Below are 260 nucleotides of genomic sequence, written 5' to 3'. Positions count from 1 at the left end.
GCGCAGGTTGATGCGGCAGACACCATCCGTCGTGACTTGGTCGGTAGTGGCGATCGCTCAGAGCGCATTCGCACTTATAACTTCCCGCAAGGTCGTATGACCGATCATCGTATTAACCTAACGTTATACAAGCTTGATGCCATTATGGAAGGTGATTTGGATGAGATTCTTGATGCATTGTTACGCGAGCATCAGGCGGACTTGATGGCCAGTATTGGTGCGGACTAAAGCCATTGGTTTATAAAAGCGAGACACTGTCC

1 pseudogene is annotated in these 260 nt (G+C 49.2%); it reads left to right on the top strand.

Annotation, left to right across the window (positions count from 1 at the left end):
• A pseudogene (gene prfA / locus AAEZ03_RS27940) lies at window positions 1–228 on the top strand (peptide chain release factor 1); the annotation flags it as partial.
• Between the last annotated feature and the right edge of the window lie 32 nt (window positions 229–260).

Origin of the sequence: Pseudomonas sp. HY2-MNA-CIBAN-0224, assembly GCF_040310285.1 — a bacterium.
In the GTDB taxonomy this organism is placed as follows: Bacteria; Pseudomonadota; Gammaproteobacteria; order Pseudomonadales; family Pseudomonadaceae; genus Aquipseudomonas; species Aquipseudomonas helleri.
The sequence above is the reverse complement of the archived record's forward strand: the minus strand, read 5'-3'. Positions and strand labels throughout refer to the sequence as shown.